Genomic DNA, 419 nt, shown 5'->3' on the forward strand with positions numbered 1-419 from the left:
TTGCTACGTACGCTAAGCCGTCTGATGACGCCTGTTGACGGCCATGTCTGGCTGGATGGCGAACAAATACAGCGTTACGCCAGTAAAGAGGTGGCGCGGCGCATCGGATTGCTGGCGCAAAACGCCACCACGCCGGGCGATATCACCGTACAAGAACTGGTCGCCAGAGGGCGTTATCCGCATCAGCCGTTATTTACCCGCTGGCGCAAGGAAGATGCCGACGCCGTCGCCAGTGCTATGCGTGCAACAGGTATCACCTCACTGGCGGCGCAAAGCGTAGACACGCTGTCCGGCGGCCAACGTCAGCGGGCGTGGATAGCCATGGTGCTGGCGCAGGAAACGTCCATCATGCTGCTGGATGAGCCGACAACGTGGCTGGATATTAGCCATCAAATTGATTTGTTGGAATTGTTAAGCGA

General features: G+C 57.8%; 1 protein-coding gene. It reads left to right on the forward strand.

What is annotated here, in order from left to right; translation table 11 throughout:
- Window positions 1-24: 24 nt before the first annotated feature.
- Window positions 25-419: ATP-binding cassette domain-containing protein (locus ACEWB7_RS18085; RefSeq protein WP_411581098.1), on the forward strand; the 395-nt coding region annotated here is incomplete at its 3' end.

Origin of the sequence: Acinetobacter sp. NIOH-H-8, from assembly GCF_046635365.1 — a bacterium.
Lineage (GTDB): Bacteria > Pseudomonadota > Gammaproteobacteria > Pseudomonadales > Moraxellaceae > Acinetobacter.